Source organism: Pseudoalteromonas sp. Of7M-16 (genome assembly GCF_022347805.1).
In the GTDB taxonomy this organism is placed as follows: Bacteria; Pseudomonadota; Gammaproteobacteria; order Enterobacterales; family Alteromonadaceae; genus Pseudoalteromonas; species Pseudoalteromonas luteoviolacea_F.
The window spans coordinates 1-22,527 of sequence record NZ_JAKRFY010000022.1 but is presented as its reverse complement, the minus strand read 5'-3'; the positions used below and the strand labels follow the sequence as shown (position 1 = coordinate 22,527).

The 22,527-nt window shown below is 41.6% G+C and carries 14 protein-coding genes and 1 tRNA gene; all 15 read right to left on the bottom strand.

Annotated elements, in window-relative coordinates; genetic code table 11:
- Positions 1–79: 79 nt before the first annotated feature.
- Entirely contained in the window at positions 80–1,090 is a 1,011-nt protein-coding gene (gene pyrD, locus MHN81_RS20035) for a quinone-dependent dihydroorotate dehydrogenase (RefSeq protein ID WP_023399420.1), read from the bottom strand.
- An 81-nt stretch (positions 1,091–1,171) separates the two neighbouring features.
- Positions 1,172–6,004: an NAD-glutamate dehydrogenase gene (locus MHN81_RS20030; RefSeq protein WP_023399419.1), complete on the bottom strand. Its 4,833-nt coding sequence runs from the start codon at positions 6,002–6,004 to the stop codon at positions 1,172–1,174.
- A 202-nt stretch (positions 6,005–6,206) separates the two neighbouring features.
- Positions 6,207–8,537, bottom strand: a complete 2,331-nt coding sequence (locus MHN81_RS20025) for an MMPL family transporter (RefSeq protein ID WP_023399418.1) — start codon at positions 8,535–8,537, stop codon at positions 6,207–6,209.
- A complete protein-coding gene (locus MHN81_RS20020; protein ID WP_023399417.1) occupies positions 8,537–9,535 on the bottom strand; it encodes a YCF48-related protein in 999 nt (332 codons plus the stop codon). The genes MHN81_RS20025 and MHN81_RS20020 overlap by 1 nt, the downstream gene beginning before the upstream one ends.
- A gap of 117 nt (positions 9,536–9,652) precedes the next feature.
- Positions 9,653–11,020: a DUF1329 domain-containing protein gene (locus MHN81_RS20015; protein ID WP_023399416.1), complete on the bottom strand. Its 1,368-nt coding sequence runs from the start codon at positions 11,018–11,020 to the stop codon at positions 9,653–9,655.
- Positions 11,021–11,031: 11 nt separating this feature from the next.
- Positions 11,032–13,149, bottom strand: coding sequence for a DUF1302 domain-containing protein (locus tag MHN81_RS20010; protein WP_239426525.1), 2,118 nt, complete (start codon positions 13,147–13,149; stop codon positions 11,032–11,034).
- Between the two features lie 237 nt (positions 13,150–13,386).
- Positions 13,387–13,608: a DUF2835 family protein gene (locus MHN81_RS20005; protein ID WP_023399414.1), complete on the bottom strand. Its 222-nt coding sequence runs from the start codon at positions 13,606–13,608 to the stop codon at positions 13,387–13,389.
- Between the two features lie 3 nt (positions 13,609–13,611).
- On the bottom strand, positions 13,612–16,197 hold the full coding sequence (gene pepN, locus MHN81_RS20000; RefSeq protein WP_023399413.1) for an aminopeptidase N: 2,586 nt from the start codon (positions 16,195–16,197) through the stop codon (positions 13,612–13,614).
- A gap of 244 nt (positions 16,198–16,441) precedes the next feature.
- The gene (gene nhaC, locus MHN81_RS19995) at positions 16,442–17,890 is read right to left on the bottom strand and encodes a Na+/H+ antiporter NhaC (RefSeq protein WP_023399412.1); all 1,449 of its coding nucleotides are present in this window, start codon (positions 17,888–17,890) and stop codon (positions 16,442–16,444) included.
- 294 nt (positions 17,891–18,184) lie between these two features.
- Complete coding sequence (gene prc, locus MHN81_RS19990; RefSeq protein WP_023399411.1) at positions 18,185–20,224, bottom strand: carboxy terminal-processing peptidase; 2,040 nt, start codon at positions 20,222–20,224, stop codon at positions 18,185–18,187.
- A 10-nt stretch (positions 20,225–20,234) separates the two neighbouring features.
- Positions 20,235–20,885, bottom strand: coding sequence for an RNA chaperone ProQ (proQ, locus tag MHN81_RS19985; protein WP_023399410.1), 651 nt, complete (start codon positions 20,883–20,885; stop codon positions 20,235–20,237).
- Positions 20,886–20,897: 12 nt separating this feature from the next.
- Positions 20,898–21,176: a hypothetical protein gene (locus MHN81_RS19980; RefSeq protein ID WP_023399409.1), complete on the bottom strand. Its 279-nt coding sequence runs from the start codon at positions 21,174–21,176 to the stop codon at positions 20,898–20,900.
- A gap of 1 nt (position 21,177) precedes the next feature.
- The gene (locus MHN81_RS19975) at positions 21,178–21,636 is read right to left on the bottom strand and encodes a GAF domain-containing protein (RefSeq protein ID WP_023399408.1); all 459 of its coding nucleotides are present in this window, start codon (positions 21,634–21,636) and stop codon (positions 21,178–21,180) included.
- A gap of 136 nt (positions 21,637–21,772) precedes the next feature.
- Positions 21,773–22,135 (bottom strand): hypothetical protein, encoded by a 363-nt coding sequence (locus MHN81_RS19970; RefSeq protein ID WP_023399407.1) that lies wholly within the window; start codon positions 22,133–22,135, stop codon positions 21,773–21,775.
- 168 nt (positions 22,136–22,303) lie between these two features.
- Positions 22,304–22,394, bottom strand: a tRNA-Ser gene (locus MHN81_RS19965).
- Positions 22,395–22,527: the final 133 nt, after the last annotated feature.

The following is a 22,527-nucleotide window of genomic DNA, read 5'->3' as shown; positions in this document are numbered from 1 at the left end:
AGTATATCGCGATTTTTGCAAGTGTGAAAATATTTATAATAACAATTTGTTTAGGATCTTTTCGTTATATGACTGATCCTTATAAAGAGTTTACGATCCTTTTGATCAATTGTGGCCCTTCGTATATAAAACCAGTATAAACCTGAACTAAATCTGCGCCTGCATTTAGCTTTTCTTTTGCCGCGTCCGCACTATCGATGCCACCGACACCAATAATAGGTAATTTACCTTCAGTCAAGCGCTTTAATTCAGTCACGACATGGGTTGATTTTTCACGTACAGGACGACCAGATAGACCCCCTGCTTCATTGGCATACTCAAGCCCCTGTACTGCATCTCTCGCCAGCGTAGTATTGGTCGCTATAACGCCATCAATTCTATTATTTACAAGAGATTCAGCAATTTGCGTAAGCTGTACCGCATCTACATCAGGCGCAATCTTAACTAACATAGGCACAGATTTTTTGTGCTTTTCAATTAAATCAACTTGCTCATTCTTCAAACTTTGTAACAGGTCGTCTAACGCTTCACCATACTGTAAATCACGCAGTCCGGGAGTGTTTGGAGAAGAGATATTTACCGTGATATAAGAAGCGTGTTCAAACACTTTTCTCATACAGTGGATGTAATCATCCTTACCTTGCTCGTTAGGTGTATCTTTGTTCTTACCAATATTGATCCCAAGGATCCCGGTATAATTTGATGCTTTTACATTGGCGACTAAATTGTCGACACCTTTGTTGTTGAATCCCATTCTGTTAATCACAGCATGGGCTTCTGGAAGACGAAATATACGTGGCTTGTCGTTACCCGCTTGCGGTCTTGGTGTTACAGTACCAACTTCGATAAATCCGAAACCCATTTGACCAAATGCGTCAATACACTCTGCGTTTTTGTCTAAACCTGCAGCTAACCCTACCGGGTTGTCAAATTCTAAGCCTAAAAAGTTAACTGGCTTTTTAGGTAGAGACTGAGACCAAGCGAGACTTAATGGGGTATTTTTGAAACGGCGCAAGTTGCCTAGAGCAAAGTCGTGGGCCCATTCCGCATCTTTATTAAACATATAACGACGTGCTAAATCGTAAAACATCGTGACTCCTTAAGTTCCTGGTAACAGTTTGAGGCAAAAAAATACCCCAGCAAATGCCGGGGTATTTTAACGTGTTAATTTTTATTTGGAAGTGTCACAGTTGTGACTGAGTAACATTAATTCTCTTAGTGCTACTGAGAACTTCGCAAAGTCATGGTTCTGAGAGGTCTTGAACTCAGCTAACATTTGCTGCCAGCGATGTAATAACGAAGCTTGGTTATCCATCCACTGATCAATCAATGAGTCAACTTCGCCATCACCTTCAAAGCTATTCAATACAACTTCAGACAATGCACGCTGCTGCCAGTCAAGCTCTTCACGATATGAAGCACGTGCTAGTGCCTGCCAGTGGTTAGCCACTGGTTGCGCAGTGATTTGGTCTAGGAACCAGTGTAGACCCATGTTTGCACCTAACTTGAAGTACGTGTTAGATACCACTGAGATATCACGCTTCGCGTTGTTTGCAACTTCTGCAAGATCCATCACTGAGAACAAGCTAGATAGCGATACGATACGATCTGCTAGCGCTTGTGGAACACCTTCTGAGGTTAACTCAGCAGCTTTCTCTGCTAAACGTGCACTTTCTTCGTCAACCATGTAAGTTGTTAAGTTAGCACTTAAGTCAGCAAATGTCGGCGCGAAGAATTCAATTGTTTCCTCGATGCTCAGTGCTTTATTACGGTGGCGTAAGAACCAACGCGTAACACGGCGAACTGTACGACGTAACTGATACAACATTTCTGTTTGTACAGCTGATGGGATCTTGTTATCAAGCGCTGAAATTTCGGCCCAGGTTTCTGACATCTGGAATGTTGCACATGCAATTGAATAACAAAGTGCAATTTCAGCTTCTGTAGCGCCAGTCTCTTCATGCATACGGATCATGAAGTTCAAGCCCATATCGTTTACGATATTGTTCGCAAGCTTAGTCGCGATGATCTCTTTTCTTAGTGGGTGCTCATCCATCGCCGCGTTGAAACGGTCACGTAGAGGCACAGGGAAAGAGTTCACTAATAGCTGACGGTAGTAAGGGTTTTCAGTGATTTCATCTACCACTAAAGTTTCTTTTAATACCATCTTAGAGTAAGAAACTAGTACAGAAAGCTCAGGGCGAGTCAGGTCTAAACCTGCTGCTGCACGCTCTGCTAGCTCTTCATCACTTGGTAAGAACTCAATGTTTCTATCAAGCTTGCCGTCTTTTTCAAGAGCATGAATAAAGCGGATCTTTTCTTTAAGCGTCGCAGGACCTTTCGACTTAGTTACTGATAACGTATGTGTTTGACGGTAACAATCAGCCAATACCAACTCTGAAACTTCGTCGGTCATTGCATATAGCAATTCGTCACGCTGTTTCTTAGTTAAGTCGCCTTCTGCAACTAAACCATTAAGTAGGATCTTAATGTTTACTTCGTTATCTGAACACGCAACACCACCAACGTTATCGATGAAGTCAGTATTGATTCGGCCACCCTTAGCTGCAAACTCGATACGACCAAGTTGTGTTGCACCTAGGTTACCACCCTCACCGAAGATCTTAGCGCCAAGCTCTGAACCATTAATACGTAAAGCATCATTCGCTCTGTCACCTACATCTGCATCACTTTCGCCCGCAGCTTTGATGTAAGTACCGATACCACCATTCCATAATAGGTCAACTGGCATCATGAGAAGTGCTTTAATCAACTCATTTGGTGTCATGCTTGCTTTCTTCGTGCCAAGCATTTTCTTAATTTCTGGTGTTAACGTGATTGACTTAGCAGCACGTGAGAAAATACCACCACCTTGAGAAATTAAGCTAGCATCATAGTCTTCCCACGAAGAGCGCGGTAATTCAAACATACGTGCACGCTCTTTATATGAGCTCGCAGCATCAGGGTTTGGATCGATGAAGATATGCATGTGGTTGAACGCAGCTACTAAGCGGGTGTGCTCTGATAACAACATACCGTTACCAAATACGTCACCAGCCATGTCGCCGATTGCAACCGCTGTGAAATCTGTTGTTTGACAGTCAATATCCATTTCACGGAAGTGACGTTTAACAGACTCCCACGCCCCTTTCGCTGTGATACCCATCTTCTTGTGGTCATAACCGATAGAACCACCTGATGCGAACGCATCACCTAACCAGAAGTTATACTCTTCTGCAATACCATTTGCGATGTCAGAGAAAGTCGCAGTACCTTTATCCGCTGCAACTACTAAATACGGGTCATCTTCATCGTGACGAACAACGTCAACAGGAGGAACAATATCACCGTGAACGATGTTGTCAGTAATATCTAACAGACCACGGATGAAAATCTTATAGCACGCTTGACCTTCACGGAAGAAACCTTCGCGGTCATTTGGAAGCTGTTTACAAACAAAGCCACCTTTAGAACCGACAGGCACAATAACCGTATTCTTAACTTGCTGGGCTTTCACAAGACCCAGTACTTCGGTACGGAAGTCTTCACGGCGATCTGACCAACGTAAACCACCACGAGCAACCTTACCACCACGTAAGTGAACACCTTCAATACGCGGAGAGTATACGAAGATTTCAAATGCAGGCAATGGCAATGGCATTTCTGGAATTGCGCTTGGCTGGATTTTAAATGATACGTAAGACTTGTTTGAGCCATCAGCTTCTTTTTGGTAGAAGTTCGTTCTTAGAGTTGCATCAATCATTGCAACATATAAACGAATGATACGGTCATCATCAAGGTTCGCTACACTTTCTAGCTCGTGATAGATTTTTTCTACCAGCTTATCAAGTGATTTTTGAGCAACTTTCTTTTGAGGGCAGAATTTCTTCTCAAACAACTCAACCAATTGGTTTGCGATGTGAGGATAATGCTCAAACGTATTTTCAATGTAAGACTGCGAGAAAGTTACACCGATTTGACGCATGTACTTAGCGTACGCACGTAAAATAGATGCTTCACGGCCTGTAGAACCCGCTTTTAGTACTAAGCGGTTAAAGCCATCGTTTTCTAGTCGATTGTTCCACACATTGATAAGCGCTGCACGAAAACGAGCAGATACTTTATCAAAGTCAGCCAGACCTTTGCTGTCGAGCAGCATTGAGAAGTCCATGATCCAATTGATTTGACCATCACTTGTCTTAACGGCATATGGTGTTTCACCGATTACACGTAAACCAAAGTTTTCTAGCATTGGCATTACGTCAGATAGGTGAATTGGTTCATCTTTATGGAATAAGCTCAGACGAACAATTTGCGAATTTGCTTCTTCTTGAGGTCTGTAGAACAACATTTCTAGTTTGTTCTCATCGCTCAATCTCTCAAGTTTTGAGATATCAACGACAGCAGCACTTGGCAATACTTCGTCTTTATATGCACGAGGGAAAGCAGTTGCATATTTACGGTTTAACTCGTTACCGCGAGCTTCACCTTCACCCGCAAGTAAAGCCGTTTGTAGTTTATCTTCCCAAGTACGGGCAGCTTCTACTAAATTATTTTCGATTTCTTTCACGTTGTACTTAATGTTGTTGTCAGCTACACGAACAATGTAATGCGTTCTTGCCAGTGTAGACTCAGAGAAAAATGTAGTGAACTCAACTTTTTCGTTAGACCCAAAGGCATTGCCTAACAACTTTTGAGTTTCGCGGCGAAGCGCGGTGTTGTATCGCTCACGCGGCACATAGACCATACAAGAGAAGAAACGACCATAGACATCTCTTCGAACGAATAGACGACACATGTCACGCTCTTGGGTTTGCAAAACGCCCGTAGCCACATCCAATAACTCAGATTCACGAGCTTGCACTAACTCGTCACGTGGGTACGTTTCTAAGATATTTAGAACAGCTTTGTATGCGTGCGTCCCTTTTGCAAAATCACATTGCTCCATAATGCGAGCAATTTTGCTCTTAAGCACTGGAACATCTGATGCACTATTATTGTAAAAGCTTGATGAGAACAGACCAATAAAACGGTCTTCACCAATAACATTCCCCTCGTCGTCAAACCGCTTAATACCAACATAATCAATATGGGCTGGGCGATGAACACGAGACTGAGAGTTCGTTTTAGTTAGGATCAATAAGTTTTTACTACGTGCTTCAAGGCGAGCAACTTCTGGCAATCCTGATAGCAAGCGGCTGCTTTCAGTAGAGTTTTTCATCAGGCCTAAACTTGAGCCTGCAACCGGCTTAAGTTCATAGTCACCTTGAACTGGAACAAGGTCATATTGACGGTAACCCATGAATGTGAAGTTATCACGAGCTAGCCAATCTAAGAATTCAACTGCTTCATTGAGCTCTTGCTCAGAAGAACTATGCTTGCGGTTAGGAATGTCTGCACCAACAGCAACTAGTTTATCTCGGATTAGCAACCAATCTTCAACCGCTACAGTAACATCTTTCAGCACTGATTCTAGCTCTTGCGTAAAATCCGCAATTACTGCTTCGTCTGTTTGACGATCGATTTCAATAAAGAAAACAGTTTTAGTAGATGAAGATTCTTGTTCGGTTTTTAATCCTGAAACAGCGGAGATTTTATCTTCTTGGTCACGGTTGATTTTGAGAGGGCAGTGTAAAAGCAAATGCGATGCAATATTCTTACGGCTAAGTGCCATACGCACTGAATCAACCAAAAACGGCTTATCATCTGAGATGATTTCTACAATCGTGTGAGACGATTGCCAGCCATCTTTTGCAACTTCAGGGTTGAATACACGGATAACTGCGTTGTCTGAGGTATTCTTTTCGAGAGAATTCCAAAGACTCAAAGCAGCACCGTACAGGTCGCTGTCGTTACGATGTGCCAAATCCTCTTTAGACATGTTGCTGTACAAGGCTTTGGCGAATGTTTCAACGAGCGACACGTTATCGGCATGAACTTTTTTCTGGATCAACTTGCAAACGTTATCAAGGATAACCGATGCTGGACCTTCACTTTGTGTCATTATGTGTTCCTTAATCTATACCACCTTTGAACGGTAGATTATTTGTACAGCCAATTATTAGCGTGGAGTCCAGAGGATTTTAACCTTTCTGGCGCTAATAAAAAGCTTTTTTGACAAAAACATTTGAGGCTTTTCAGCCAGTTGGTCATATATTCACAAATTGTAGATATAAATGGCCAATTAAGGCCATTTAAGAGCACAATTATTCACACTTTTTTTTCTGGTCAGGCCAGATAAAAGTACCTATCGCAGGTAACAACAACACAGCACCAAGCATATTCACTAAGAACATAAACGTCAGTAGGATCCCCATATCAACTTGAAACTTTAATGCAGAGAAAATCCAAGTACTCACGCCGATCGCAAGTGTTATACCCGTAAACAAAACAGCGCTACCTCGTTCAGCCAACGCATTGCGATAAGCAGCTGATAAAGGCATACCTTGTTTTAGCTGATTCATCATTGAAGATAAGATATAGATACCATAATCGACACCAATTCCTACGCCCAGTGCAATGACCGGCAGCGTGGATACAGTAAGTCCAATTTCCAATTTAACCATCAGCGCTTGTGCTAGTGTTGAAACAATATACAAAGGCAATACAACCGCAACTGTTGCGCGTATACTTCTGAAACTGATCAGGCACAAAATAATCACCGCACCATAAACATAGATCATCATTGGTAATTGTGCAGCCGCGACTGATTCGTTTGTTGCTGCCATCACACCGATAGGGCCGGAAGCCAGCTTAAAACTAACTCGGTCTGTCCCCTCTTCGTTTGCAAACAATTTAATTTGAGACACGACGTGGTCAATGGTTTCCGCTTTGTGATCATCCATGAAGATGATAATTGGCATTACGGAGCAATCGCCATTGAGTAGACCAGTACTTGTTTCTACTCTGGAAGTTGCCTGTACTAAAGACGCACCATTTCTAGGCAAGGTTTGCCATTTCAAATTGCCTTCGTTGTAACCTGCATTAACAGCTTGCGCAACCGAGCTCAAAGAAACTGCAGATTGTACGCCAGCAAGGTTTTCTACTCGCCACTGGAATCGACTTACTCGTTCCATCGTATCGTGTTCAGTACAGGCCGCCGGATATGCCTCTACCAACACTTTTAAAATGTCTGATGAGATCTCATACCTATCTGATATCAAGAAGGTGTCTAAGTTGTAACGCGCATCTTCATGAAGTGCTGGCGCTCCCGCATGCAAATCGCCAATGCGCATGTCTTTCGACTGCCAATAACCAAAAGCAAATAAACCTGCTGAGATAAGAAGAATAACGCTTGCGTACCGTTTATCTGTCGCTAAAACCAAACTCTCTCGTAGTTTAGTAAATACACTATTAGTCTCATTCTTCCCGTCATCGACTCGGTTCATTTTAGAAGATTTGAAATAAGAGGCTAAAACAGGCAACAGAATTAAGTTGGTGAAGATAATTACAGCAACACCTAAACTCGCTGTAATTGCAAGCTCTCGTATAATGCCGATATCAATCGCCAGCAATGTCATGAATCCAATGGTGTCTGATAATAAGGCGATACCACCAGGGATCAGTAGTGCTTTGAAACTCGCCTCTGCTGCGACTTTGCTACTTACACCTTCGGATACCTTTTTACCTATGGCATTGATCATTTGTACGCCGTGACTCACACCGATGGCAAAAACTAAAAATGGCACCAATATCGACATTGGGTCAAGGCCAAAACCAAGTACCGACAACAGGCCTAGCTGCCAAACAACAGCGATTAATGAACATGCAATTGGTAATAATGTGAGTTTAAAGCTCTTACAAAACAACCAAACCATTATAAAAGTAAAAAGAATGGCTATTGCAAAAAAGAACACCACATCTTTGGCACCATCAGCGATATCCCCTGCCATTTTAGCGAAACCGATGATGTGAATTGATACTTTTTCTGTACTAAGTGGATCTCTGATCTCTGACTCAAGTTTTTTTGCAAACGCTAAAGTATCTAGCTTCTCTTGAGTCTGTGGATCGGTCTCCATCAGCTGAGCCGATACCATGGCACAAGAATAGTCGCTCGCGACCATACGGCCAACCACTTTGGCTTTCTCAATATTTTGCTTAACTACCGCTAAACCTGCTTCGTCTGCCGTAAAGTTTGCTGGAATAATCGGGCCACCCGCAAAACCATCTTCTACCACTTCAACAAATCGGGCGCTCGGCGCAAATATCGAGTTTACTAGCGGGCGATTAACGCCCGGTATAAAGTAAAGCTGATCATGTACAGCTTTTAGCTGTGAGAAAAATTCTGGATTGAATATATCGCCATCCGCATCACACACAGAAATTAAAATACTATTGGCTCCGCCAAACTGTTTTTCGTGCTTCAAATACACCTTCATATAGTCATGATTTAAAGGAATATTTTTATTGAATGAGGCATCCAATTGGATTTGGGTAGACTTAAAGCCTAAAAATAAGGTGGTGAGCGCAAACAGCGCAATAACCATAAAACGATGTCTAAATACGACGTACACTAGTTGATTTAATATAGACTGCATTAGCGATCAACCTCGATATTTTGAATGCCTTCTTCTGTTGCAAGCACAAGTTTGCCGTTGTGTATCACACCAGAAAGAATAGATTTCCCGTTTTTCAATTGTCTCGTTTGAACTTTGTTGCCTGTCACCGTGAAGATAAAACCACTATTGGCCAACATTATTTGATTGTTCTTATATTCAACGATGCTATTTATCGTCGCCGCTTTGTCTACCTTAGTTGGTGTAAACGAAATATCATCACTTGCTGATTGAAAGGTGTTACCACGAAGGCCTGCGACTATCAGCTCACTGTGTTGGTTTTTATTAACTGCAAACAAAGAGCCTGAATAGAACTCCTCCTGCCTTTCCCACGTTACCCCTAGATCATGACTTACAGCAAACAACCCCATCTCACCAACGAGGTATATGTTTTGCCCATCAATTAGCATGCGGTTGAAATGTGGCAGTATGAATTGCGTTTCATCTTCATATGCTTGCGGGTCGTCTTGTTTCAGTTCTGCCAAATAGTCGACATCATCGGGATGAACAAACTCACTTAAAAAGCGTTTATTCCAGCTTTTTCCGCCGTCTTGAGTTTGATACATCATGCCATAAGCACCAATAGCAAAGCCTTGCTTGTCATTAACAAACTCAATATCTAAACAAGGTTTTTCTAGATCTGGAAGGTATTGTTGAATTTGCCAAGATACGCCACCGTCTGTGGTGTGTAAAATCGACGCATCATGGCCACACGCCCAACCTCTTTCTGCTGTTGTAAAATCTACAGCGGTCAATAAAGATTGAATTGGTACGTGTGCTTGTTGCCAACTGGAACCGTCATCACTGAACACAATGGTGCCATGCTTTCCTACCGCGACTAATCTATCGCCACTATAGGTTATATCGGTTAGCAAGGTTTTCTCTGGGTGTGCAACTCTCAACGCTTCTTCGGCGCTGCCAAAAGCTTCACTTTGCATAACGAGCACTGCAATCGACGTTGCAATTAACTTCTTAATCATTATGAATACTCAAATAAAAAATGTCGTGAATGACTGGGGGGATAAAGTTGGGCTACGGCGAGCCCAACTTTAATAGAGCGTAGAAAGACCAATTACTTGATCCCAGAAGACGTAATATTAACGTCTTCCCTCTCGACGAAGTGCGCTTTGAGTAAACTCATTGTCTTGGAAAGACTGCGTAAAATCATACATTTTTTCTTCGTTGTCCAAACCTATGGCTAGATAACGACGAGAGTTTAAGTCGTGGTAAACGTCAAGTGTACTCCAGTGAGTTGGTACATCGTAGTAATTGATACCGTGTGCCATCGCTACGCGATACATTTGGTCACGATTATCGTATAGATCAGCGACATGAATTTGCCAGCTATCTTCATCAATAAAGAACACACGCTTTTTATAAATGTGACGAGTGCCTTCTTTAAGGTTTGCCTCGACAACCCATACACGGTGCTTTTCGTAACGAACATGCTCAGGGTTAATATGACCGGCTTTCAAAATGTCATCATACTTAAGAGAGTCGCTATGCAATTTATAGCTGTTGTACGGAATGTACATCTCTTTTTTCCCTTTTAATGTCCAGTTATAACGGTTTGGTGAACCGTTGAACATATCAAAGTCATCTGTAGTACGTAGGCTGTCAGAAGCTGTTCCAGGTGCATCATATGCAACATTCGGTGCTCGACGTACACGACGTTGGCCCGTGTTATAGGTCCAAGCTTGACGTGGCGTTAAGATTTGGTCCATCGTTTCATGAACTAGCAGTGCCGTACCTGCTAGTCGAGCCGGCTCTGTCACTTTCTGTTTAAACTTAAACAGTACGTTAGACTTTTGCAGCTCTTCTGGCGTTGCACTTGGATCTGAGTATTTTACTAGTAGCTTCTCATCAAAACCAATAATGTTGTATGAACCCGAAGCCGTTGGCATTGCCTGACCACCATTACGAGCAATTGACAAACCACGGTATCTTAACAGGTGGTTCCAAATAGCTTCTAATCCATTTTCAGGAATAGGAAAAGGAATACCAATTGCGGTATTTTTAATACCATTACCGCCTTCAATTAACTCTGCTGTAGATGCGTACTTCTTGGTAGCATCGTAAACAAACTGTGGATATGCTGCACTGCGTCGTGTCTGATACACATTCATTTTGAATGTATCAGGGTATGTTTCAAACAAGGCGATTTGTCCAGGGCTCAAATTGTCCTTGTATTTATCAAGATTACTCTTATCGATAGTAAACAAAACTTTGTCGCCAGCATATGGGTCCGGATGGTGCATACCTGGCTTAAAGTTAGCTGGTGGCTTAGTAATTCCGCCAGTCCACGCTGGGATCGTGCCGTCTGCGTTACCGGCGACTTCTGCGCCAATTGGAGACAAATCTTTGCCTAAACGAGCGACCTCTTCTGGCGTCATTTTCGCTAATGCAATTGGAGCAGCCATTATTGTCATTATTGATGCTGCTAATAGTGTAGGTTTTCTAAACATATCGAAAGCCCTTAAATTGAATACTTAATATTGAATGATACGAAGTCACGGTCTGAGAACGTATTTGTTGCGCCACCGCCCCAGAAAGTGTTGTACCCTAAATCAAATGACCACGCATTTTGATAACTAAAGTTAAGGTTTAGACCCATTGACTTTCTATCCTCAACAAACAGGAACATAGGGTCAGGTGTCGTACCATTTACGTCATGTGAAAATACAACTCTTGGTGAAAAGTTTACGCCAGAGAAAAGGTTGTTATACTCACCCTTTGCAATCAGGCGGTAACCCCAAGAAGAAGCTGTTGGGAATGGGTTTACTTCAGGACCGTTAGATACAGCTTGGTGAATTAAATCGTAGTTACGACCTTCAACCCCTTCGATTGTACCACTTCGGCCTGTACCCGCTACATTTAAACGCAGCTCGTCGTAAGCTGGCATGTCTTTAATGGTAACCGCACCAACTTCACCAACCACTGCCCAGCTATCTGCGCCTAATGATGGGCCAAATAGGTGTGTTGCTGTAAACTGAAGCTGCATGGTATCTTTCAGTACGTAGCCTTGTGCAACTTGACCCGGTTCAACATAAGCGGTTGCGTTACCTTGACTCAGTTGAGAAAAACCTCTGAAGTCATCTCTAATACCCGCCGCTGCTAACTGCTCTACCATACCAGCATAAAGAAGTTCTACATCGTCAATTTGTAGTGGCTCATCTTGACGGTAAGCAAATTCACCAGAAAACGCAGTTTCACCAATCGCCGTATTAAAGCTCAGACCATAAAGCTTGATATCTTCAGGATAAACAATTACAGCCTGGGTAAAGGCATTCAGGTTGGTGACATTATCCTCAGTGATCTTATTACTTTGAATATATTCAAGGTCCTGTATGATTGCGCTAGTGGTAAAGTCAGAGGCTTTACCTGAAATCAGAGGTCTACGGCTGTGATAATTAATATGATAAAGTGCGATCTCTGTGTCATTTAACTCAGGCACGAACATACCTAAGCGAATACCAAATTGACCACTATCGTCCGCGTCTGTCTTACCTGCATCACCTTTGCCTTTCAGGGCAACACGTGTTGGGTATGCGAGATACATAGATGACAGCATTTGTCGCGCTTCTGCGCTGTTTAACACACTCTGGTCAGTAACATCCAAACCTTGTGCTGCTAAAGCTCCAACCCAATTTGCCTGAAGAGAGTTTAATGCTTCAGTTAAATGGTGTAAGTCAATATCCGGGTTTGACGTAAAACCAAGTTGCACGTTTTGGCCGTAACCATTTGCAGAGGCAAAATCATTTGTTGAGAAATAACTACCAGTTGCCGGCAGGCGCGTTTCATGCCATTCATACTGATAAAAAGCTTCTAGCGTGATGTTCTCAGTAATACCCAACGAGGCCCAAAGCATGCCTACAGGGATAAACGCCTCTTTTAACTCAGAACCGGGTGCCTTAAGTCGATCTATATCAACTGGGTTAACGTTGATACCATGTGAAATTAGTGTACTTTCACCCCAGTTAATAACCTGTTGGCCAAGTCGAATTGATAGTGGGTTATTACCGTCATTTAAATCAAAATCCGCCCAAACGAACGCATCAAGTAATCGCGCATCCGAACATACTTGCTCTTTCGTGTCGTCATCAGCACAAGGATCTACTTGCTGACCTGACACAGGGTTACGATATGCGAAATCGCCATCTTCCATCGCGAAGTCATAAAAATACATGAAGCGAGAGAAGAAACCGTAGTTATCTTTAGTAATAGCAAACTCATGAGTGCCTTTGAGCAATTGCGAGAAAGTATCACCAGAGTCAAAGTTTAAATTACCCGCATCACCATTGTTGGAGTATGCACCTGGCTGACTCCAAACTTGAGAAGAAGAGTATAAAGTGTTACCTGTAGAGGCATTATAACCCGTCCAGTCAAACCTTGGATGGTTACTCTTACCAATATGCCCAAAGTCTCTGTCTTCTACCCTGATGCTCTGACCATATGAAAACGTCGAATCGAACGTTATTTCAAAATCACCGACCTGGAAATTCGCGGCGTGCGCATGCATGCCAACACTTCCAAAAATGGCTGCTCCAAGCCCAAGCATAATCTTGTTCTTAGTAAAGCGCGCTTTTTTTATCATTATTTCTCCCCCTTATGGCGGGTAAATCTAATCAAGTTATTGTTTTTTGTTGTCGTAACGATAGAAGCGAAAATCGAAAATTACAAATTTTACGCGTTCGTTCGGTGCATTTTTAACTTTTTAGCCCGTCTTTTAACCTTGGTAAGACGTCTTACCAGAGTAGTTATAACACGTAATTTAAGTTTAAAACAAACCGAATTAACAAAAATACTTTATCTCAGAAAGTCTTTTTGCCGATCAAGTCACCTTTTCAAGCGCTATAAATCGATTACTATCGTCAAGCTGCAATCTAAATCGACCACTAACACCAATGCTCGATACAAACCGTCTAATATGTGTTGCAGGGAAGCGAATTCGCTTCCCGCCATCTTCCACAACCTGTATGTATTCAATGTCACCTTCGTAATAGGCTAAACATTGTTCGTAAGTGAGTCTTAAAAAAAAGTAATATTCTTGCATCAATCAGTTTAAGGCTCTATCTATTTTCTCAAATAAATCATCACTTAAGTCAGAAATTGCAGCTAAACGCTCCAATTGTGCACGCATTTTTTCCTGTCGGTTTTGGTCAAACCTCTTATATGACAATAGCGGGGTGATTATTCGTGATGCATTTTGTGGATTGAGTTCGTTTAATTCCGCAATTAAATCAGCCAGGAGCTCATACCCTCTGCCATCTTCTCTGTGAAACTGCCTTGGGTTTGATCTGGCAAAAGAACCAACTAGAGAACGAACTCTATTTGGATTTGATTTATCAAAACAAGGATGGGAATACAGCGACAGCACAACATCTATACAGGCATCAGACTGATTGGTTGCTTGTAATGCAAACCATTTATCCATTACAAGTAGGTCGTGACTCCACTGAGCATCAAACTCTTCCATTAATTTTGTTGACAGAGTGTGCTGCGCATTTAAGGCGCTTTTTAACGCACCTAATTTAGTTGTCATGTTTATAGAATTAGCCTGTTCAACCAGATGGCTCGTCACATCAAATTGAGTCAATGCCAAGTAGTAAAGGCATTTATTCTTAAGTGCACGTATCGCCACATCTTCAGAACTTAAACCACCGCTATCTTGTGTGCTTGTATAAAATGCGACAAGATGCTTTTCGAGTAGTTGAGCAACCTGTTGCTCAAGAAGCTCTATTGCGTTGCAAAGCGCATCTACAGGCACAACGTCGTACCCTCCAGATAAAGTGTCAAAGTTAGGTACGGAGATGTATTCAGCAAGAATAGCAAGATCTGCTGGCTTGTTTTCAAACATACTAACTAATACTGAAGCAAGCTCTTCAGTCATGGGCCCTGTTGACTCTGTATTCTCAACATACGAACGTATTTGATGAGTAAACAGAATTTGCATTGCTTCCCATCTCGCATAGTAACTAGATGCATATTTAGCGATGTGGCTAAGCTGTGACAATGTGTAATCATACTTTAGTAAACACGGTGCAGAAAAGTCCTCCAATAGCACAGGGGTAGGTTCTGCTCCAATATTCTCAAAATTGAAAGCTTGACTGGTTTTCGTCAACTCAAGAACACGGCCCTGTTTTAAATCAGCCGTATTTAACACAATTGCCTGTCCTTGCTCATCCAATAACTCTATTGCCACAGGAATATGTAAAGGCGCTGTGACCGGGTCATTTTTAGCATGCGTTTGTGTTAGCTCAATTTCATAAGTTTTCGACTCAGGATCGAATTTTGTAGCCACATTTAAAGTGGGAGTACCAAATTGCTGATACCAAAGCTTAAACTGATTTAAATCTGTATTCGTCGCGTCAGCCATTGCATTGACAAAGTCATCGCAAGTAACAGCTTGACCATCGTGCCGCTCAAAATACAGACTCATGCCTTGCTGAAAGCCCTGCTCTCCCAATAACGTATGCATCATACGGATCACTTCAGCACCTTTGTTGTAAACTGTCACAGTGTAAAAGTTATTCATTTCAATGACTTTCTCTGGACGTATTGGGTGTGCCATGGGCCCTGCATCTTCGGCAAATTGATGCGTTCTCATTGCATTGACAGCATCAATTCGGTTAAGTGCTCTAGATCCTAGGTCACTGCTAAATTCCTGATCTCTAAAAACTGTTAAACCCTCTTTTAGGCTCAACTGGAACCAATCTCGACATGTGACCCGGTTACCTGTCCAATTGTGGAAGTACTCGTGCCCAACGATTGACTCGATGACGTGATAGTCTCTATCCGTCGCTGTTTCCTGGTTCGCTAAGACACAAGCGCTGTTGAATACATTCAGGCCCTTGTTCTCCATTGCTCCCATATTGAAGAAATCAACCGCAACAATCATATAGATATCAAGGTCATACTCTAAGTTAAAACGCTCTTCATCCCACTTCATTGACTTTTGTAGTGACGCCATTGCATGTGGTGCTTTAGATAGGTTACCTTTATCCACAAACAGCTGTAACTTGACTTCCTTTCCACTTTTAGTGACAAATTTGTCCTCAAGCTTGTCAAAGTCTCCCGCGACTAAAGCAAATAAGTATGATGGCTTCTTAAATGGGTCTTCCCAAGTCACAAAGTGTTTGTCGTCCTCTAAAGTCCCCGAATCAACTTGATTTCCATTGGATAGCAAAAATGGAAAATCTTTGCTGCCAATTACAGTAACGCGATAGGTCGCAAGTACATCTGGCCTGTCAAAGAAGTAGGTTATCTTTCTAAACCCTTCTGCTTCACATTGCGTACAGTATGCACCATCAGAGAGGTATAACCCCTCTAAAGAAGTATTTAGTTCAGGTGCAATTTCTGTTTCTATTTCAAGATCAAATGAAGCGGGGACCGAGTTTATTTTTATACCGTCAACCAACTGGGTATATTGAGTATGAGACTGGCCATTCACTTTTAAAGAAATAAGCTTTAAATCAATACCATCTAACTCAACATAAGACTGCTCGCTATTTGCCGATAAACTGTACTTGGCTATGACTCTTGTTTGCTGTGGTGATAAATGAAAAGTCAGATCAAGGTGTTCAACTTGGTGACTAGGTGGTTGGTAATCTGCTAAAAGTTTAGCTTGCGGTTTCTGCGTCATTTAAATTCCTTCATCGCATTAGTTGGCCAAAATAATATAAACAACGCTCTGCGGCCAATATCTGCTTGTCTATTAAATGCCAATATCTAATTGCGTAAGTTCAGCGCCCGTTTAGAGCACTCATTATCTATTGGACAGGATTTTATAATATTAAATTAGTGAAATGTAGCCTGTAAATAAGTTTAGACGAGTAATATCACTGTTAAAACAATAAAAGGCCCCACTTGTGTGAGGCCGCTTGTCTTTATTCTTGCTCTCTTGGTTTAAGTTTTAAAACTTTAACCCCGAGGTAACCATAAACAATTGCTAACAATGGATTTATCAGATTGAAAAATGCATACACTGCGTAATCAAGTGGATTGATGAGCAGGACGCTTTGCATGTACGCACCGCAGGTATTCCATGGGATAAGTGGACTGGTAATCGTTCCGCCGTCTTCAAGCGTTCTTGACAAGTTGACGCTTTGTAATCCACGTCGTTTATATTCCTCTTTGAACATTCTGCCAGGTACCACAATCGCGATGTACTGATCGGCAGCAACTAAGTTAGTACCAAAACATGTCGCGATCGTAGATGCGATAAGTGAACCTGTACTTTTTGCAATACGAAGGATACTGCGCACAAACACTTCTAAAAGGCCTGTTTTTTCCATGATGGCACCAAACATAAGTGCGGTCATTATTAACCAAGTCGTCGTCAGCATGCTAGACATACCACCGCCACTTAAAAGGTCATCCATTTTCACATCGCCAGTTTGGACACTAAAACCATCAAAGAAAGTGGCCCAAATCAGCTTAAATTGCCCTACTAACTCGCCTTGACTTGCATCAATCTGACTCGCAATCAAATCACCTTGAAATAAGAGAGCCCAAACAGCACCAACCACAGCACCAATTGAAATAGCAGGAAACGCTGGCATTTTTTTAACCGCTAGAGCCAATAGAATGACCAAAGGAACTAACATAAAAATGTTAATGTTAAAGTTACTTTGCAAAATAGCACTAATAGCGTCTATCTTATTTGCGTCACTCGCGACATCAGCATTAAAGCCCATAATGATAAAAATGATGAGCGCAATAACAAAGCTTGGAACGGTTGTCCATAGCATGTGCTGAATATGATCAAATAGGTCACTGCCAGCGACAGCTGGTGCTAGATTCGTGGTTTCAGACAGTGGGCTTAGTTTGTCACCAAAATATGCACCGGAAATGACAGCACCTGCGGTAACAACGGGGTCTAACCCAAGCCCATTGGCCACTCCAAGAAGTGCAACACCAATTGTTGCAGCTGTCGTCCAAGAACTACCTATACTCATTGCGACTATGCCACAAATTAAGCAACTGGCTGCATAAAACCAAGAGGGATTAATAATTTGTAGTCCGTAGTAGATAAGCGTAGGAACCGTACCTGATAGCAGCCAAGTACCGATTAAAGCGCCTACCATGAGTAAGATCAATATGGCGCCTAGAGAAATAGTGATACCCTTAATCATTGCTTCTTCAAGCGTTTTCCAGGTAAAACCGTTTTTTAGTCCAATAAGTGCAGCTGTAAAGGTCGCAAATAAAAGTGCGATTTGATTTGGGCCGGATGATGAATTATCACCATACAAATAAACAGCAGCCCCTAATAAACTGACTAAAACGATAATTGGTATAAAAGCATCCCAAGCGGATGCCGATTTTGGTTGTTTCAAATTTATGTACCCCTCGCACTCATTGCGGTGCGTATTATTATTTGACCGAGTAGCTATTACTCTATTTTACCAATCCGGTTTAATAATTTTTAATAAACGACAATTCATCTTTCAATAAAAGCATGTTGCTTATACGAAGGTTTAAATTTCTCGCTGATTGATTGTGCCAATTATCAATACGGATTGATAAACATGGTCTCATGTTGTCTTGTTGCGGCTGACGATAATAACAAATTTGCAAGCAGGAGTAACGAAAAAAGGCGCTCTCGCGCCTTTTTCATTTGAAGTATCTTATTAACTCGACTTAATATCGTTTTTCACAAGTCTGCCGTAATTGATCATATCTTGTGTGATAAGTGCGGCTTCTTCTAGATACGGATCCAAGTCTGATATCACATCTGGAACATCATCCAGCTTTTCAATCGCTTCCATCCCTAAACGCTTTAATCTCTCGTTTGTACGAACCAGCGCTCTTTGATCTCTTTCTTCACGCTCTTTTTTGCGCTCAGACTCTACAAGCGAAATTGAAACTTCAGTTTCCTGCTCTTTATAACGTTTAATATCGTCGAACACATACGAAAACTCAGGTTCTTTCGCAATACGCTTATTGTGCTTTTCATTTAAATGACCAATAACAGACGTTAGGTCATCAATCGTTTTATATTTAGCTCTTGCAATGCTATCCCAAGGAAGAGCATTGTCTTCTTGGCTTTCGCCCCATTCTTCAGGTTCGATAAATGAAGGGAGTAAAATATCAGGTATCACACCTTTGTTTTGCGTGCTTCCACCGTTAATACGGTAGAACTTCGCAATGGTATAGGTAATGCTACCAAGTGGGTTTTCAAACAGATCGTAAGTTTTTCTAAGACCCCTGTGCTGCTGCACTGTACCTTTACCAAATGTTTGTTCACCTATCACAACAGCACGGCCATAATCTTGCATTGCCGCAGCAAATATCTCTGACGCAGATGCGCTGTATCTATCAACCAGCACAGTCATAGGCCCTTCGTAATAGGTTTTTCCATCTTGGTCTTTTTGCACATCAATACGGTTGTTCGCTGTATGAATCTGAACAATTGGTCCTTTATCAATAAATAGCCCGGAAAGCTTCTTCGCCTCGTATAAAGATCCGCCGCCATTTTGTCTCAGGTCTATCACAATGCCATCGACTTTTTGCGCTTTAAGTGATTTGATTTCTTTTAAGACATCTTCGGACAAGTTATTGTAGAAACTTGGGATCTCAATAACGCCAATTTTACTTGTTAGATCTGAGTACTGAGCTTCAAATACAGACGACTTTGCAGCGCGATCTTCAAGTCGTATTTTATCACGGGTTATTTCAACAATTTTAGGTGTACCATGAGAGTCACTACCCTTAAGATACTGTAATCTCACTTTGGTACCTTTTGGTCCCTTAATAAGATCAACAACGTCATCTAATCGCCACCCAATGACATCAACAAATTCTTCACCATCTTGAGCAACACCGATAATTTTATCGTCTGCTTTAATTTTTTCAGATTTGTCCGCAGGTCCGCCAGGTACTAGGCTGCGGATAATTGTGTAGTCTTCATCGTAACCTAAAACAGCCCCGATCCCTTCGAGCTCAAGGTCCATGTCCATCTTAAACTGTTCCGCTCTGCGCGGCGACAGATATGATGTATGCGCCTCAACACTGCGAGCGAAAGAATTCATGACGATCTGATAGGCATCTTCATTATTTGTTTGTACTAATCGCTTCTGAGCATTTTTGTAGCGTTTAGCTAGAATTTCTTTGATCCCTTCCCAGTCTTTACCAGTGAGCTTTAAACGCAAAGCATCTGATTTAACTCTTTGACGCCAAAACTCATTCAATTCCGCTTGGTCTTTGGCAAACTTTGCCTCTTCGCGGTCATAGTAAAATGCATCTGGGGTATCAAACTTCATCTCTTTGTCTAACAAAGAAATGGCGTACTCAAAACGTTCAAAACGTCTTTTCATGCTCACGTTGAACATTTCAAAAGCAAAGTCTAACTTACCACTCATCAGTGCTTCATCAAACTTTGCTTTATGTTGTTTAAAAGCATCTACGTCAGACTGAAGAAAAATAGACTTATTGTAGTCCAGTGTTTCTACATATCGGTCAAATATCTCTTCAGACAGTGTTTCGTTGAGCTTAAAACGTTTGTAGTGGTCACGAGTAAATTTACTTGTCACTCTCTTCGTAGCTGTTGCGTGCTGTAATTCTGGCTTAAGCACTGGTATATCTTTTTCTGTTACAACGCTATTTGCTGCCAAACATGTGTTTGAAACAAACAGTGCAACTGCCCCAATGAGTGGTAAATTTTTACTCATACACTACTCCTTATAGAATAAATAGGCTTTCGGCCTTGGTCTTAACCTGCATACCAGTAACAAGCTCAACGTGTACTTCGTCTTTATTAACTTCAGTAATCGTTGCATTTACTAGTGCTTGGCCAAGTTTAACTTTAACTTTATTATTAACCTTGACCTCATTTGCTGGAAGAGGTTCAACTTTTCCTGAACTTCTGCGCTGCTGTTGCTGTGCAGGTTTCTTATTAACTCTAGGCTTTTTATTAGCATGGCGTGGCTGGCCTTGCCCTTTTGATTTGTAAGATTTTGTGTCACCGTCGTTACGAGGCCTTTGCGGTTTCTTACGCTTAGCCATCTTTGCACGGCTTTCTTCAAGTGCTTTTTGCGCATGTTCAACGTGTTCTTGCTCTACTTTTTCAGCCTGGCCGCCTTCTAAGTCAACACGAAATTCATTTTTAGTAACGGCTTCTAAATAGCGCCAGCTAGATGTGTACTTTCTTAGTGCTTGCCTAACTTGCGTTTTACTAACTTTATCAGAGCCTTCGATCTTCTCAGCAATATCTTTGAAGATCCCAACTTTGAGTGGTTTAATACCATCCTTTTGTTTAAAACACTGAGGAAATTCTGAGTATAAAAACTCCAATACCTCGTTAATATCTTTTAGCTTGTTTGTGGTTTCCATGTCTAAACCTATTTAAATATTCTCATCTAATGATGAATTAATATAGTGTGTAACCCAGTCTAAGAGTTCATCTAAGTCGGTTTCAATTAATGCCATATCACCGCGAAGATGTTCCCAAATACCATTTATAATTTGATCAATTTGCTCACTTCCAAGATCTTCGGGTAATCTCTCCCAAGCAAAGTGAATGAGTTCATTAAGCGTCTCTGCAACTTGTTCTTCATCACCTTCCCAGTCGCCAACATCAAAGTTGGAAAACAAGTAGTCTTGTACATTAAGCATATCTTTCATTTTAAAGTGTTTCCTCGAAGCTTTTAACTAACGCTTCTAATCCCAGTCTATCTTGTTCGTCAAATCTTGCCAAACTAGGACTATCGATGTCCAATACCGCAAAAACTTTACCTTGCTTATAAACTGGTATCACTATTTCTGAGTTGGACGCAGCATCACATGCAATGTGACCTTCAAAAGCATGTACATCTTCAATTAACTGTGTTTTTGCTTCTGATACTGCTGTACCGCAGACGCCTTTACCAACAGGAATTCGAATACATGCGGGGTTGCCTTGGAATGGGCCTAAAACAAGTTCATTGTCGCCATCCATCAAATAAAAACCGGACCAGTTTATATCTTCCATATTCGTGAAGAGCAAGGCACTCAAGTTAGCCATATTTGCGATATGGTTTCGCTCCCCATCAATGAGTCCCTTTGCCTGTTGATTTAACAACTCATAAAATTTTTGCTTTTGCATTGTTGGTACTGAACATTCTTACATATAAACAGTAAAGGTACTCTTTCACGCACACAAATGAAACCTTTTACGAGGAAAAAGTACCAATTTGTCGTCAATACAACATCAACTGTTCATTTTGCAAACAGCACAATTATCATTGCTTTCTTAAGCTGTATAAAAATAACGCAGATGCCAACGCACACATCACTGCATTAGCAATCAATATGGGCCCTCCCGATACGGAAAGTAACAAGGTCAATGCAGTACCTCCCAACATTGCAGCCGTAGTCAGAGCAGAATAAGTTAATTTGTTCCGCTTATATAGGAACAAGTAAACAGGTAAAACGCACAGCGCCATGGCTAAGCCCACAATGTGAGCATTGGATATGGCCGTGGTCAACAACTGAACGAATAATTGTCCCTGCCCTGTCGTAATATAGAAATATACACCCAGTAAACTACCGACAATAAGTGGAGAAAGCATTGAAATACCGATCGCAGTGGCCACTTTTTTCATCACAAACACCTTACTAAACTATGTTAGAGACTAAGTCTTTGACTTTCGTAGCACTGTATCAATGATACATTAGTCTTAATTTCAAAATCTAACGCATTTTCACATAAGTAGAAATGAGAGGAAGTAATGAATAAAAAAGCCCAAGCTAATGTTAGCTTGGGCTTGATATGGCGGAGAGATAGGGATTTGAACCCTAGATACGCTATTAACGTATGCCGGTTTTCAAGACCGGTGCTTTCAACCACTCAGCCATCTCTCCATGTTTGTAAAGCATCATGTTGTCATTAAACAAATGCTTATTGTAGTGGCGGAGAGATAGGGATTTGAACCCTAGATACGCTATTAACGTATGCCGGTTTTCAAGACCGGTGCTTTCAACCACTCAGCCATCT

Bases quoted from the DNA above. Each gene is read 5' to 3' on its own strand.
- MHN81_RS20020 (WP_023399417.1), bottom strand. From the start codon at position 9,535: ATGATTAAGAAGTTAATTGCAACGTCGATTGCAGTGCTCGTTATGCAA.
- MHN81_RS19970 (WP_023399407.1), bottom strand. From the start codon at position 22,135: ATGAAAAAAGTGGCCACTGCGATCGGTATTTCAATGCTTTCTCCACTT.
- MHN81_RS20010 (WP_239426525.1), bottom strand. From the start codon at position 13,149: ATGATAAAAAAAGCGCGCTTTACTAAGAACAAGATTATGCTTGGGCTT.
- MHN81_RS19975 (WP_023399408.1), bottom strand. From the start codon at position 21,636: ATGCAAAAGCAAAAATTTTATGAGTTGTTAAATCAACAGGCAAAGGGA.
- proQ (WP_023399410.1), bottom strand. From the start codon at position 20,885: ATGGAAACCACAAACAAGCTAAAAGATATTAACGAGGTATTGGAGTTT.
- MHN81_RS20025 (WP_023399418.1), bottom strand. From the start codon at position 8,537: ATGCAGTCTATATTAAATCAACTAGTGTACGTCGTATTTAGACATCGT.
- pyrD (WP_023399420.1), bottom strand. From the start codon at position 1,090: ATGTTTTACGATTTAGCACGTCGTTATATGTTTAATAAAGATGCGGAA.
- MHN81_RS20005 (WP_023399414.1), bottom strand. From the start codon at position 13,608: ATGCAAGAATATTACTTTTTTTTAAGACTCACTTACGAACAATGTTTA.
- pepN (WP_023399413.1), bottom strand. From the start codon at position 16,197: ATGACGCAGAAACCGCAAGCTAAACTTTTAGCAGATTACCAACCACCT.
- MHN81_RS20015 (WP_023399416.1), bottom strand. From the start codon at position 11,020: ATGTTTAGAAAACCTACACTATTAGCAGCATCAATAATGACAATAATG.
- MHN81_RS20030 (WP_023399419.1), bottom strand. From the start codon at position 6,004: ATGACACAAAGTGAAGGTCCAGCATCGGTTATCCTTGATAACGTTTGC.
- MHN81_RS19980 (WP_023399409.1), bottom strand. From the start codon at position 21,176: ATGAAAGATATGCTTAATGTACAAGACTACTTGTTTTCCAACTTTGAT.
- prc (WP_023399411.1), bottom strand. From the start codon at position 20,224: ATGAGTAAAAATTTACCACTCATTGGGGCAGTTGCACTGTTTGTTTCA.